Source organism: Pedobacter jeongneungensis (assembly GCF_039538295.1).
GTDB classification, from domain to species: Bacteria; Bacteroidota; Bacteroidia; order Sphingobacteriales; family Sphingobacteriaceae; genus Pedobacter; species Pedobacter jeongneungensis.
The window spans coordinates 65498-79319 of sequence record NZ_BAABBY010000013.1; the positions used below are offsets into that span (position 1 = coordinate 65498).

The 13822-nt window shown below is 39.6% G+C and carries 12 protein-coding genes; 4 read left to right on the plus strand and 8 right to left on the minus strand.

Annotated features, from left to right (window positions below):
* Positions 1–28: 28 nt before the first annotated feature.
* The gene (locus ABD769_RS21745) at positions 29–907 is read right to left on the minus strand and encodes an alpha/beta hydrolase family protein (RefSeq protein ID WP_344853461.1); all 879 of its coding nucleotides are present in this window, start codon (positions 905–907) and stop codon (positions 29–31) included.
* A gap of 287 nt (positions 908–1194) precedes the next feature.
* Positions 1195–2511: an adenosylhomocysteinase gene (gene ahcY, locus ABD769_RS21750; RefSeq protein WP_344853462.1), complete on the minus strand. Its 1317-nt coding sequence runs from the start codon at positions 2509–2511 to the stop codon at positions 1195–1197.
* A gap of 372 nt (positions 2512–2883) precedes the next feature.
* Between ahcY and ABD769_RS21755 the strand changes: the two genes are divergently transcribed.
* Complete coding sequence (locus tag ABD769_RS21755; RefSeq protein ID WP_344853463.1) at positions 2884–3312, plus strand: CBS domain-containing protein; 429 nt, start codon at positions 2884–2886, stop codon at positions 3310–3312.
* A 314-nt stretch (positions 3313–3626) separates the two neighbouring features.
* On the opposite strand, the gene ABD769_RS21760 is transcribed toward ABD769_RS21755, so the two are convergent.
* The 3 genes from ABD769_RS21760 to ABD769_RS21770 all read right to left on the minus strand — a co-directional run bounded on the left by ABD769_RS21760 (position 3627) and on the right by ABD769_RS21770 (position 7361).
* Complete coding sequence (locus tag ABD769_RS21760) at positions 3627–5075, minus strand: M20/M25/M40 family metallo-hydrolase (RefSeq protein ID WP_344853464.1); 1449 nt, start codon at positions 5073–5075, stop codon at positions 3627–3629.
* Positions 5076–5334: 259 nt separating this feature from the next.
* Positions 5335–6390, minus strand: a complete 1056-nt coding sequence (locus tag ABD769_RS21765) for a TerC family protein (RefSeq protein WP_344853465.1) — start codon at positions 6388–6390, stop codon at positions 5335–5337.
* Positions 6390–7361 (minus strand): polyprenyl synthetase family protein, encoded by a 972-nt coding sequence (locus tag ABD769_RS21770; protein WP_344853466.1) that lies wholly within the window; start codon positions 7359–7361, stop codon positions 6390–6392. The genes ABD769_RS21765 and ABD769_RS21770 overlap by 1 nt, the downstream gene beginning before the upstream one ends.
* 291 nt (positions 7362–7652) lie before the next feature.
* Between ABD769_RS21770 and ABD769_RS21775 the strand changes: the two genes are divergently transcribed.
* Together ABD769_RS21775 and ABD769_RS21780 are read left to right on the plus strand one after the other, a co-directional pair.
* Positions 7653–8645: an alpha/beta hydrolase gene (locus tag ABD769_RS21775; protein WP_344853467.1), complete on the plus strand. Its 993-nt coding sequence runs from the start codon at positions 7653–7655 to the stop codon at positions 8643–8645.
* A 132-nt stretch (positions 8646–8777) separates the two neighbouring features.
* Positions 8778–9287, plus strand: coding sequence for a hypothetical protein (locus tag ABD769_RS21780; protein ID WP_344853468.1), 510 nt, complete (start codon positions 8778–8780; stop codon positions 9285–9287).
* 249 nt (positions 9288–9536) lie between these two features.
* Here ABD769_RS21780 and ABD769_RS21785 read toward each other — a convergent pair whose 3' ends face one another.
* The gene (locus ABD769_RS21785) at positions 9537–10505 is read right to left on the minus strand and encodes a YpdA family putative bacillithiol disulfide reductase (RefSeq protein ID WP_344853469.1); all 969 of its coding nucleotides are present in this window, start codon (positions 10503–10505) and stop codon (positions 9537–9539) included.
* 126 nt (positions 10506–10631) lie between these two features.
* Positions 10632–12044: an MBL fold metallo-hydrolase gene (locus ABD769_RS21790; RefSeq protein WP_344853470.1), complete on the minus strand. Its 1413-nt coding sequence runs from the start codon at positions 12042–12044 to the stop codon at positions 10632–10634.
* A gap of 212 nt (positions 12045–12256) precedes the next feature.
* On the opposite strand from ABD769_RS21790, the gene ABD769_RS21795 reads away from it, so the two are divergent.
* Positions 12257–12409, plus strand: a complete 153-nt coding sequence (locus ABD769_RS21795; RefSeq protein ID WP_344853471.1) for a hypothetical protein — start codon at positions 12257–12259, stop codon at positions 12407–12409.
* A gap of 268 nt (positions 12410–12677) precedes the next feature.
* Here the strand turns inward: ABD769_RS21795 and ABD769_RS21800 are convergent, their stop codons facing one another.
* Positions 12678–13697: an asparaginase gene (locus tag ABD769_RS21800; protein WP_344853472.1), complete on the minus strand. Its 1020-nt coding sequence runs from the start codon at positions 13695–13697 to the stop codon at positions 12678–12680.
* Positions 13698–13822 lie beyond the last annotated feature (125 nt).

The following is a 13822-nucleotide window of genomic DNA, read 5'->3' on the forward strand; positions in this document are numbered from 1 at the left end:
ATTTTCTAATTCTTTATTCAAAATTAACTTATTTTGCCAACAACCAGGCGATTAAATCGGTTGGTTCTGCGATACTCCAGGAATGCGGATGTTTTTGTGTATTATTTCTTATTCCCCTATCTTTAGTTAAAATGAGTTCTACTTTATTTTCTTCTGACTTTTGTTTTAATTTATTGATATATCCTGCGCAATCTGTTACATTCATATCCGACAAATCCATGCTTCTGTTATTAATCCACCACAAAATATCGGGCTCGCTGTAAATTCTTAAGGCAGTTAATCGATAATCGGGTAGCATGCTTAAGTCGGTATAATCCGGATTGTAAACCGATTGCTCTTTTAAACTTTCTTCTTGTGTTTTATGCTCAGTATTTAAGGTATCTAATTTAGCTACAAAACTTTTTTCCCGCCCTTTTAATAATGATTTTCTTAACCTAACCATATCCAAAGGAGGATCAATGGCAAAAACCTTACTTATTTTTAATGTTTTATACTTTTCTGCATAAAACTTTAATGTTGTTGTACCCCCGATAGAAAATCCACCAAGATAAAGGTCTAAATCTAATGAAATTTTATTCTTGTGATAAAAATCGTCAATCATATTACCTAATGTATGAATAGATTTTTTGTCGATTGGAAAACTTTCATTATTGGGTGTAAGATTAACCATTATAACAGCTAATCCATTCTTATTTGCTTCTTGTACAATGGATGATTGGGCCATAACGGCAGTTGCAGACTCTAAAAAACCGGGAACCAAAAATAATACACCCTTAATTTTAACTTCTGCTGGTAAGCTTTGCATGTAAAAACAGTCTTTTCCAAAAAGCTGATCATTTTCTACTTTAACCTGTGCATGTGCAACAAAACCCGATAACAAAATTAATATAGAGAGTAAATATTTCATTAAGATTTTTTTTCAAATGTAAGTTTTCAATAGCAAAAGGACTACAACCCGCTGTAAAATAAACCTGATGGGAACGAACATCCCGATTCTTCTATCGGGATAAAGTGGACAGCAGGACTGAAGCACCCGAAGAGAACAGGAACCAACGTTTTCAAAAATATTTCACAGTCATAAACCACCCCGTCCTGCGGACACCCCTCTGGGAGAGGGGAATCAAAAAAGGGATATGCAATCTGCACATCCCTCTTCATAAAATCGACTCCAGACTCTCGACTGAAGACTCAGGACTAGTACCTATATGTATCTGCTTTAAACGGACCTTCTACCGGTACACCGATATAATCAGCCTGGTGTTGATCTAAAACATCTAACTCTACACCGATTTTTTCTAAGTGTAAACGTGCTACTTTTTCATCCAGATGCTTAGGTAAAGTATAAACTTTGTTTTCGTAAGCAGCAGTGTTGGTCCAAAGCTCTAACTGAGCCAAAGTTTGGTTGGTAAACGAATTACTCATTACAAAACTTGGGTGACCGGTTGCACAACCTAAGTTAACCAAACGACCTTCGGCTAAAATAATTACATCTTTACCATCAATGGTATATTTATCAACCTGTGGTTTAATCTCTACTTTGGTATCGCCATAAGCACCGTTTAACCAGGCCATATCGATTTCGTTATCGAAGTGACCGATGTTACAAACAATCGCTTTATCTTTTAATGCCCTGAAATGTTGCTCGCGAACGATATCACAGTTACCGGTGGTAGTCACCACGATATCAGCTTCTTTAATGGCAGTAGCTAATTTTTTAACTTCGTAACCTTCCATTGCAGCCTGTAAAGCACAGATCGGATCAATTTCAGTTACGATAACACGTACGCCTTGTGAGCTTAACGATTCTGCAGAACCTTTACCCACATCGCCATAACCACAAACCACAGCAACTTTACCAGCCATCATTACATCGGTAGCACGACGGATCGCATCAACCAATGATTCGCGACATCCGTATTTATTATCAAATTTAGATTTGGTAACCGAATCGTTTACGTTAATTGCAGGTAAGTGCAATGTCCCGTTTTTCATTCTTTCGTATAAACGGTGAACACCAGTAGTGGTTTCTTCTGATAAACCTTTAATGTTTGCGATCAATTCAGGGAAACGATCGAAAACCATATTGGTTAAATCGCCACCATCATCCAAAATCATGTTTAATGGTTGTTGCTCCGGACCGAAGTGTAAAGTTTGCTCAATACACCAGTCGAATTCTTCTTCGTTTAAACCTTTCCAGGCATAAACCTGAATACCCGCAGCAGCAATAGCAGCAGCAGCATGATCTTGTGTAGAGAAAATATTGCAAGATGACCAGGTAACTTCAGCACCAAGGGCCACTAATGTTTCGATTAATACAGCCGTTTGGATGGTCATGTGCAGACAGCCTGCAATACGCGCACCTTTTAACGGTTGTGTTGGACCGAATTCTTTACGTAAACTCATTAAACCCGGCATCTCTGCTTCGGCTAATTCGATTTCTTTACGGCCCCATTCTGCCAGTGAAATGTCCTTAACTTTGTAAGGAATGTAAGTTGTCTCTACTGATGACATAATTATTTGTTTTTAAATGTGATGCAAAGTTACGGCATCCCTTTGTGAAAGCCAAATAATTAAAGGGTAAGCGGGTTGGAGGATTGTAAAATCTGCCAAACATACGATCAAATTCTGATTGCGGGTTTATCGGATTGGCCATAGAATGAGTATTGATTACGTAAAAGCTTTTTTGAAAAGCAAAACCAGCAGTTCTGAGGTCAGGTTCGGCCCTGCCATCCACTATAGCTCGATGAAGAATTGGAGGCTGCCGTTTCCGTCAGGTTTATATTACATAAAACTGTGCTACGTTTTAAAGCCAGGAAGAACCTTAAATAAAACTTTGATTTACAGCTTATTATTTCTTAAATTGTTATAACCAAATTAACAATTATGAAAAGCGTAAAACATTTATTGGATACCAAACAGGCCATCATCATTTCGGTACCGGAAAATATTTCTGTTTTAGATGCCTTAAAAGTAATGACAGAAAAAAACATCAGTGCGGTATTGGTCATGGAATACGAACAACTTCAGGGAATTTTTACCGAACGCGATTATGCCCGAAAAATCATCCTCCAGGGAAAATCATCAAAAGATACCCTGATTAAAGAAGCCATGACGGCGAACCCCATTACCATCAAGTTTAGCGACAGTATTGATCATTGTATGGAACTGATGACGGATAAACACATCCGCCATTTACCGGTTGTAGAAAACGGCGAGGTAAAAGGCATGGTATCCATCGGTGATGTGGTAAAATTTATTATTGCAGACCAAAAACAAACCATTTCGCAATTGGAAAGCTATATTAGCGGGTAATGTTGTTATTGATTGGCAGGGAAAACCTGAGAAATCGTTAAAACTTACGATATCAATACAATTCTGAAAGCAATAACATCATACCGGGGATTCTTTGCATGCAAAATTTTATTGATTGCTTTAACAGCATAATACAATCTTAATTTTGAACAAATTGCAATCATGCTAAATCTTTGAATAATCGTTATTCTTCCAATTCAAAGATTTCTCCACTACGGTCGAAATGACGAAATAACTATATGATTAATTACATGAAAAATCACTGTAATCAGCAAATCTGTATAATCATCCCGAAAGGAAAAACTATCAAATTATTACTTCCACCGCCACTCGCCTGCAATGGTTAAAGGTTCTTTCAAGTTCTGCGATTCTAAGAAAGCCCTTAACTCTTCTTTCCCCTGAACACCCACCGGGATTTTCGTTGTATTGGCCAGAGCATAAGTTAACATAGCGCTATAACGCACCGTATTTTTAAGTTGTTGTTCATCAACCAGTTTAAAACTATCACCATCAGAATGGTAAAACGGGCCTGAATTATTGGGCAGTTTACCTCCAAAGCCACCACCTGTAGGGATACCCTCTAACATAAATGGCTGATGATCGCTATGTAAACCCGCACCAGCATTAAACAGGTTTTTAAAACCGGTATCAATTTTTACAATATCAGCTCCCCAAGTAGTAAAAAGAGTCTTCATTTCTGCTCTTGATGTAGAAAAACCTTTCGGATCGTTGGTCATGTCGTAATTGAGCATAAACTTTACCTGGCTTAAGGTTTTGTCTTTCTTAGCATGATCGATATAAGCTTTAGATCCTAATAATCCCTGCTCCTCGCCCATAAACAGTACAAATTCTACTGTACGTTTGGTTTTTAAATTCAGTTTTTTGAAAGTTCGTGCCATATCCATAATCGCGAAAGAACCGATGCCGTTGTCGATGGCACCCGTCGCTAAATCCCAGCTGTCTAAATGTCCGCCGACCACAATTTTATCTTTAGGTAATTCTGTTCCTTTAAAGGTGGCCACTACATTGCGGGCTTTAATCAATCCCGAGAAATTGGTCATGGCAATATGTGCTGTTTGCGGCTGCGATTTAATTTTCTCTTTCAGTGCCATTCCATCTTCCAAACCAATACAAACTGCCGGGATCGGGATTAATTTGCCCGTTACCGAAGCCGTTCCGGTTAAAAGCACACCATCTTTTACTGTATTGATAATGATGACACCAATGGCACCATATTTTGTGGCAATTGCGGTTTTCTCCGAACGGTGCAATGACTTGGTTCCTGCCGCTGAACCTGGCAACACGCCGAGATAAATCAAGGCAATTTTACCCTTAAACTTTTCAGGACTGGCCTGATAATCTGCTTCCAGTCCGTTACCTGCATCAACAATTTCACCGGTAACATCGGCATTCACCGGCGAATGTGCCAGTGTAACGGCTTTCATTTTCGTCAGGCTATTTTTATCAGCCCCAATCTCTACACTGATGGTTTTTCTGGCCCAGCTTTCTACCTCAAAAGGCTGAAATTTAACTTCGCAGCCGTAAGATTTCAACAAATCGAATGCATATTGCTCTGCCTTTGCGCCATTTGCCGAGCCTGTTAAACGGTGACCAATGGTTTCGGTTTCGTATTTAAGGGTTTGGTAAGCTTTTGAGTTTTGCTGTACATCGGTATTGATTTTTGCGAAAACATCGCCAAATTTATCCTGAGCATTGGCAAATAAAACCGTACAAAGCAGTGCGGTAGAGAAAAGGTATTTCATTAGGTTTAGTTTATCTGCTGAAAGTACAAATTTTAGACAGATAATTGTGGCTGTAACGTATATTTTGCTTTGGGTAGGAGCTTGTTCAATAAAAAAAGTCGTCATTGCGAGAAGGCTTTTTCAGCCGACGAAGCAATCTTAAAACGATCGCTAAATTGCATGACCATTAAGATTGCTTCGTGCCTTGCAATGACGACTCTTCGCGGCCTTATCGCAATAAAAAAGATTCTTCGCTACGCTCAGAATGACAAAACTTTAGCTAAGGCTTTACATGCGCCTTTTTCTTCGGAAAAACCAAAGAGGCTACAATACTGATCACCAGAATACTCAGAATCACAATCAGTGAATGTTCGGTGGTGAAACCCCACTTTTCAAGATAGGTATGCGCCAACATTTTTACTCCGATAAAGGCCAGTAAAAATGCTAATCCGGTTTTTAAATAATGGAATTTATGGATAATATTTACCAGTAAAAAGAACATGGAACGTAAACCCATGATGGCAAAAATATTAGAGAAAAATACAATATAAGGATCTTTGGTTACGGCAAAAATAGCCGGAATAGAATCGACTGCAAATAACAGATCGGTAAATTCTACAATCAGCAATACCAGGAATAAAGGGGTAACAAATGTTTTATGATCGATTTTAACAAAGAAATTTTTACCCTCGTACTTTGGGTGAATCGAGAATATTTTAGAAGCCCATTTCACCACCGGGTGGTTTTCGGGATCAATTTTATCATCTTCTTCCTTGCTGAAAAACATCTTTACACCCGTAAACACCAAAAAGGCGCCGAAAATGTAAAGTATCCATGCAAATTTGGTAATTAGTGCCGCGCCCACAAAAATGAAAATGAAACGCATGATGATTGCGCCCAATATCCCCCAGAACAATACCCTGTGGTAATATTTCTCTTCAACCGCAAAGGCAGAGAAAATGAGCACAATAACAAAAATATTATCTACCGAAAGAGCGTATTCGATCACATAACCCGTTAAAAATTCCAACCCGAGGTTTTGTTTATAAACTGCTAAACTCCCTTCAAAATCACCTGGAATTAATTTAATGTGGTGCTGGTGTTTGGTTACGATTTCCTGCAGATGGGCAAAATCCCTGATTCCATGAAGCTGGTGCCCCTCTGTTAACAGAATAAAATAAAAGCCGATGGCAAGGGCCACCATAATTAAACTCATTACTCCGGCTTGTTTTAAACTCACCACATGCTCTTTCCTGCTAAAAAGACCTAAATCTAATGCCAGGATCAATGCAATAAAAAGCAAAAAACCTAAGCTAAAAAGTAATTCGTTACCCATTATTTTTTACGTTCAGTAGTATATAGTACAAGCTGTTCTAAACCTGTTCTGGCTTCGCCAGCTTCAAAACTGTGCAGAATCTCAAATGCTGAGTGCTGGTACTCCAACATTTTCTCATTGGCATAATACACACCCTTGTGTGCATTTACAAAATCAATAATCTGTTGTATTTTAACCGGATCGTCCTGATGGTTTTTCACCAGGTTGATCATTTTTTTACGTTCTGTTTTCTCCGCTTTATTTAAGGCATAAATTAAAGGCAAGGTTACTTTCTTTTCTTTAATATCAATACCCAAAGGCTTGCCAACATCATCGGTTCCAAAATCGAAAGTATCGTCTTTAATCTGAAAGGCGATCCCCACTTTTTCTCCAAACAAACGCATTTTTTCTATCGTTGCATCATCAGCACCAGCCGAAGCCGCACCCGCAGCACAGCAGGAAGCAATTAAAGAAGCAGTTTTCTGGCGGATCACATCGAAATATAAATCTTCCGAAATATCCATCCTCCGTACCTTTTCTACCTGCAGCAACTCACCCTCACTCATCTGTTTTACCGCTTCCGATACAATCTGTAACAAACGGTGCTCATTATTGTTTACCGAAAGCAACAATCCCTTGGCCAGCAGGTAATCGCCAACCAAAACGGCAATTTTATTTTTCCATAAAGCATTAATAGAGAAGAAGCCACGGCGCTCGTAGGCGTTATCCACCACATCATCGTGGACCAAAGTTGCGGTATGTAAAAGTTCCACCAAAGCTGCCCCTCGATGGGTTGATTCGGTAATTCCGCCGCACAATTTAGCCGCAAAAAATACGAACATCGGTCGCATTTGTTTGCCTTTTTGCTTTACAATATAATGGGTAATCCTATCCAGCAACGGTGCGTCGCTATGCATCGATTCCTTAAAGGTTTTTTCAAACGCTTTAATATCAGCAGCTATAGGTGTTTTTATCTGTTCGATTCCCGGCATTAAGTCGAAAAATTTTGATTGCAAACTTAAGCTAATTTCCCATAAAAAGGTAATCCGCCATCTTATTATTAAGGATTTGGAAAGCCAGGGAGCAGTAATCCACAACATCTTTCGTCCTGCTATTGCCCATAGTCCTCGCCCTCATGCTTCGGGCTGTGGGCTATTTGGCGCTATCAGGTTTATCATGATGGGGTAGTGCAGGTAAAAGCCCCTCAAAACGACAATTAATTCATCGAAAAAATTAGCTTTATTTAATTTCAAATTTTACATTTAAACCAATATTTACCGGGCATGAAAAAACGTTACAAAGCAATCATTGGTCTTTCGGCATTCATTATCGCTGGTTATTTATTGGGACCAAAGCCAAAAAAACCGGTGTTTAATGAGGAGCTTACAAAAGTCCCCGATCTGGAAGACCTTGACCATTATGTGGCCAGCATCGAATCCATGCACAAAATAAAACCCGGTAACGAGGCCGAAATTGTGTGGGCCGATAGCCTCCATCAGCAAACAGAATACGCCATTGTTTATTTACATGGTTTTTCGGCATCAAAAACAGAAGGTAATCCGGTACATCTCAATTTAGCAAAAGAGCTGCACGCTAATTTATACCTTGCCCGCCTGGCCGATCACGGTATTGATACCCTGGCGCCTATGCAATATTTTACGGCCGACCGCCTTTGGGAAACCAGCAAGCAGGCCTATGCCATTGGTAAAAAACTGGGTAAAAAAGTAATCTTAGTGGGTACTTCTACCGGCGGAACGGTAGCTTTAAAATTAGCGGCAACTTATCCCGAAATTAACAGCTTGATTTTAATGTCGCCAAATGTGGCCATTAACGATAAAAATGCCTGGCTTTTAAATAATCCATGGGGTTTACAGATTGCCCGAAAAGTGGTAGGCGGCGATGAACGAAAGGTAGACGACCGTACCGACGAGTACAAAAAATACTGGTACACTAATTATCGCCTCGAATCGCTGGTTGAGCTGGAAGAATTTATCGAAAGCAGCATGCTCAAACCCACTTTCCAAAAAGTGAAACAGCCCGTACTATTGCTTTATTATTATAAAAATGAACTGGAGCAGGATCCGGTAGTTAAGGTAGATGCCATGCTGAAAATGTATGATGAACTGGGTACACCAGATAATTTAAAACAAAAAGTAGCCATTCCTAATGCGGGTAACCACGTAATGGGATCATATATTACCTCAAAAGATTTGCCCGGTGTAGAGAAGGCGATTGAGAGTTTTGTAGGAAGCATGTTGAAAGTTCCGGTTCAATAAAAAGCGTCATCTCGACCGGAGCATAGCGAAGTAGAGAGATCTATCCAAACAGATTTCTCGACTGCGTTGCACTCCGCTCGAAATGACGATACTCAGTTTATCTTTACTAAAAATTAATCTAAAACCCGCTTCATGAAAATCAAACCAATATTACAGGAAACTTTATGGCTTACAGGCTGTATCGCATTTACCATCATTGTCGGAATACTCTTTTTTGGAAAAGCAATTTTCGAAAAGGATATAGACATTAACCTTCACGACACTTATTTCGTTATTGCGAATCAGCACTTTTTTATCTGTTTCTTTATCTTTTTTTCCTTTGTATTCTATTTTATCAAAGAAAACAGATACGGCTTCAATCGGAAATTACCTTTAAGGATCTTTTTAATTTTAGGTTTGTGCTTTAATGTATTACTGGTTAAGATGAGTTTAATTGCAACTTTTTTTAATCCATGGAAAAGTGGGTGGACAGTCTACCCACCGTTATCGGTAAAAGCCAAACCAACTGAAGTTAACGTAATAAAAGAATTTGCTGCAACTGTTTTTACGCCTACAAATGCGCTACTGGCAATCCAAATTTTGGTAATCGCATTAATGTTGCGTGCAGCTTACAAATATGGAAAACGTAAAGTTTTAAAATAGAAATTTCAAATAAAACGATCGTCATCTCGACTGAAACGCAGAGAAATGGAGAGATCTATATTAATGAAAGACCCTGAAACAAGTTCAGGGTGACGATATTTTGGAGAGATTTAACATCTAGGCAGATTTTGCTTCGCAGAGCCTCCAGGTTTTCGACTTCGCTGCGCTCCGCTCGAAATGACGGAAACCCAAAATTACTAGGTTAATCCACACCGCCCCTCCAAAACCTCGTAAGACAGCCCATCTCGATTAACCTAAAATATTCTTCACGATAATTTCGGCGTGCACCCTCGAATTTTCGATAAAAAGTTTGTGGGTATCTAAACCACCACAAACTACGCCGGCCAGGTACAAACCTTTCACGTTGGTTTCCATGGTTTCTTCGTTATAAACCGGGCATAGTGTTTCGGGTAAGTCGATACCAAATTTTCTTAACATCGAAAAATCCGGCTGATAGCCCGTCATCGCGATTACAAAATCATTAGGAATGGTTTTAACTCCATCAGGTGTTTTAATATCCACTTCACCTTCCCTTATTTCAACCAATTCCGAATTAAAAAGGGCTTTAACTTCGCCTTCTTTAATCCTGTTCTGTATATCGGGGCGAACCCAGTATTTAACATGCGGACCAAGTTCGCCACTCCTCACTACCATGGTTACATTTGCCCCTTTGCGGTAAGTTTCCAATGCGGCATCAACACCCGAATTATTGGCGCCAACCACCACTACATTCTGGAAAGCATATAAATGTGGATCTTTATAATAATGTGTCACCTTTGGCAAATCCTCGCCTGGTACATTCATTAATAATGGTACATCGTAAAATCCTGTGGCTACAATCACATTGCCAGCCGTATAATTGGTTTTAGAAGTATTAATTTCAAAAACACCCTCATCATTTTTAACCACTTGTTGTACCCTTTCGAAAAGATTGATGTTTAAATCAAATTTTTCGGCCACACGACGATAATATTCTACGGCTTCATTTCGGTTTGGCTTCGGGCTGATGGTTACAAAAGGTACACCTCCAATTTCTAACTTTTGCGAAGTAGAAAAGAATGTCATAAATACCGGGTAATTGAATAAACTATTCACTAATGCACCTTTTTCTATAATCACATAGCTTAGGTTAGCTTTTTGGGCTTCGATTGCACAGGCCATCCCTATGGGGCCGGCACCTATAATTAATACGTCGTAATGATTTTGATTTTCAGGCATCTAAATGTTTTATCTAAAAGAATAGTCGTCATCTCGATCGAAGCATCGTCCCGACGTTAAGTCGGGAGAAAGATCTGCCTAGATAGATTTCTCGGCTACGCTCGAAAGGACGGTCTCTTATAATAATTATACTTTCATTGCTTTACTAGGGCAAGCGAAATCGGTTCTTTTTAAACCGGTATTTTTTATGGCACCATAACCGCCGGCTACATCAATTACATTTTCTACCCCACGCGATTTTAAAATCGAAGCTGCAATCATGGAGCGGTAACCACCCGCGCAATGAATATAATAGGTAGCTTTTGGATTAATTTCAGTAGTCCAGTCGTTAATAAAATCCAACGGACGGCTCAGGGTAAATTCAAGGTGTTCTGATTCGTACTCGCCTGGTTTACGAACATCTAATGCGGTTATTTCTTCATTTGATGCAGCCTGTTCAAAAGCTTCTGCAGAAATAGACTCGATGGTATCGATTTCTTTGCCTGTTGCCGTCCAGTTTTCGAAACCGCCATCCAGGTAACCAATCGTACTATCGTAACCCACACGCGTTAAGCGTGTAATCGTTTCTTCTTCTTTTCCCTGATCAGTAATCAATAAAATCGGCTGTTGCAGGTCGGTAATTAAAGCTCCAACCCAGGGTGCAAACTGCCCGTTTAACCCAACATTGATCGAATTTGGGATAAAACCTTTTGCAAAAACCTGCGGATCGCGGGTATCGAGCATAATGGCACCGGTCTGGTTCGCCAGATCTTCAAACTGTTGTGGCGTTAAGGCATTTAAACCTTTTTCATACACTTCATCAATACTTTCTACCCCTCCTTTATTAATGGCAGCATTTTTAGCAAAATATTGTGGCGGAGGCAAAATACCATCTGTTACTTCGGCAATAAACTGTTCTTTTGTTTCGGCCTTTAAAGCATAATTTACCTGTTTCTGATGCCCAAGCGTATCGAAAGTTTCTTTACTCATGCTTTTACCACAGGCAGAACCAGCACCATGCGCCGGGTAAACAATTATATCATCAGCCAACGGCTTTATCTTTTCATTTAACGAATCGTAGAGCATTCCGGCCAAATCATCCATCGTTAAATGTCCTTTTTGTGCCAAATCTGGTCGGCCTACATCACCGATAAATAAGGTATCGCCACTAAAAATGCAATGGTCTTTCCCATTTTCATCGGTTAACAGATAAGTGGTCGATTCTAAAGTATGGCCCGGGGTGTGTAATGCGGTTATCGTGATATTACCAATTTTAAACTGCTCGCCATCTTTGGCCATGTACGATTTAAATCCAGTTTTGGCGGTTGGTCCGTAGATAATTTCAGCACCCGATTTTTCTGCAAGGTCTACATGGCCCGAAACAAAATCGGCATGAAAATGCGTTTCGAAAATATATTTAATGGTGGCGCCGGCTTTTTCAGCTTTTTTTAAATAGGTAGCAACTTCTCTTAAAGGATCAATAATTGCAGCTTCGCCATCACTTTCGATGTAATAAGCGGCTTCTGCCAGGCAACCTGTATATATCTGTTCTATTTTCATGTTTAATAAGTATCAAGTATGGAGAAGTGAGTATCAAGATATAACCTTACGCCTTAAACCTTTCGCCATATACCCTTCCCTAGCAAAAATAGGGCTAAATACTTATAACCGAAATGATGTTGGTCATAATTGCAGAAGTTTTACTTATTGGAGTGCATGAAACAGCTTATCCAGATATTAAATTAGTAGTGCTAAATCTGAATCCTTTTTATTTGAAAACGAACCTTTTGTTGTTCCTGGCCAGTGAAGCCCTGCCATTCGCTTTAGTCCCGATAAAAAAATCGGGAGCTACCGCTGCTTTCAGGTTTATAACCGAAAGGCCTGTTCCTTACATCACGCCAAATACTGCACTTTGCCAGGTTTAGCCAATTGTACTTATCCTTTGTCTCTAAACCCGATCGAAGCGAGATGCCGATTCTTCATCGGCAGAAGCGTGAGCGGGACTGAAAACCTCCAAAAGAGTGGAACTGCTCATTTCCTTAAAAATATTATAAACGCTGGAAACATTAATCCTCGTCAGCTCTCCCCGCAACGATTCACTTCGTTGGTCGAGATTTGCAATCTCGACCTTACTGGTTTTAAGGATTTGAAATCCTTAGTTCAGGAGACGGGATTACAAATCCCGACCAGCGTTTAATCCTTTGTCAGCTCCCCTCTCAACGATTCATCCATCAGTTTACGGCTTTCTTCAACTGATAAACCTAAGCCCATTACGAACATCAGTTTGGTTACGGTAGCTTCGAAAGTTAAATCGTAGCCGCTTACAATACCCATTTTTAACAATTCCCTGCTGGTTTCGTAACGGCCAAGCTGCACTGAACCTTTTTTACACTGAGAAATGTCTATAATGATTTTTCCATTTAAAATGGCCTGGCGCAAACTATCCAGAAACCATTGTGCGGTGGAGGTATTGCCTGAGCCAAAGGTTTCTAAAATAATGGCATCTACTTTCGAATCGGTAATGGCCTGAACAGCCTGCGGGGTGATTCCCGGGTATAGTTTAAGCACACCAATGTTCGAATTAAAATTGGTATGTAATTTTAACTCACCGCCGGTAGCTTTTAAAATATAATTTCTGTGAAACTGTAAATGTACTCCGGCCTCTGCAAGTACAGGGTAATTTGGCGAGCGGAAAGCCTCAAATTTTTCGCTGTTGTACTTAATGGAACGATTACCCCTGAACAATTGTGCGTCAAAATAAATGCAAACCTCCGGGAATAATGCTTTGCCATCTTCTTTGGTAGCAGCAATTTCTAAAGCAGTAATTAAATTTTCTTTTGCATCGGTTCTGATTTCGCCGATTGGCAATTGTGATCCGGTTAATACAACAGGTTTATCCAGGTTTTCGAGCATAAAGCTCAGTGCCGAAGCGGTAAAGGCCATGGTATCAGATCCGTGGAGGATCACAAAGCCATCGTATTGGTCATATTTGTTATAAACCAGTTCGGCCAGTGTTTTCCATATTTCAGGATCCATATTTGATGAATCCAGCACCGGATTAAAAGAATGGACATCTAACTGGTAATCTAAACGGCCCAGTTCGGGTACGTTTTCTTTGATCTGCTCGAAATCAAACGGAATTAACATTCCGTTTGTAGGGTCGTTAACCATACCGATGGTGCCACCGGTATAGATAATAAGTATTTTGGTCATTTGGTTTAGTGAAGGTTGCTCACCACAAAGAAACTAAAAATTTAGAAATGATCAGGAATGATTTTCAAAATAGCAATAAAAAAGCTAAAAAACGTTAATTTTTTACCAAAATAATAAAATTATAG

Excerpts from the sequence above, each read along its gene's own strand:
- ABD769_RS21770 (WP_344853466.1), bottom strand. The coding sequence starts at position 7,361 with ATGCCGGGAATCGAACAGATAAAAACACCTATAGCTGCTGATATTAAA.
- ABD769_RS21780 (WP_344853468.1), top strand. The coding sequence starts at position 8,778 with ATGAAAATCAAACCAATATTACAGGAAACTTTATGGCTTACAGGCTGT.
- ahcY (WP_344853462.1), bottom strand. The coding sequence starts at position 2,511 with ATGTCATCAGTAGAGACAACTTACATTCCTTACAAAGTTAAGGACATT.
- ABD769_RS21790 (WP_344853470.1), bottom strand. The coding sequence starts at position 12,044 with ATGAAAATAGAACAGATATATACAGGTTGCCTGGCAGAAGCCGCTTAT.
- ABD769_RS21775 (WP_344853467.1), top strand. The coding sequence starts at position 7,653 with ATGAAAAAACGTTACAAAGCAATCATTGGTCTTTCGGCATTCATTATC.
- ABD769_RS21785 (WP_344853469.1), bottom strand. The coding sequence starts at position 10,505 with ATGCCTGAAAATCAAAATCATTACGACGTATTAATTATAGGTGCCGGC.
- ABD769_RS21755 (WP_344853463.1), top strand. The coding sequence starts at position 2,884 with ATGAAAAGCGTAAAACATTTATTGGATACCAAACAGGCCATCATCATT.
- ABD769_RS21800 (WP_344853472.1), bottom strand. The coding sequence starts at position 13,697 with ATGACCAAAATACTTATTATCTATACCGGTGGCACCATCGGTATGGTT.
- ABD769_RS21745 (WP_344853461.1), bottom strand. The coding sequence starts at position 907 with ATGAAATATTTACTCTCTATATTAATTTTGTTATCGGGTTTTGTTGCA.
- ABD769_RS21765 (WP_344853465.1), bottom strand. The coding sequence starts at position 6,390 with ATGGGTAACGAATTACTTTTTAGCTTAGGTTTTTTGCTTTTTATTGCA.
- ABD769_RS21760 (WP_344853464.1), bottom strand. The coding sequence starts at position 5,075 with ATGAAATACCTTTTCTCTACCGCACTGCTTTGTACGGTTTTATTTGCC.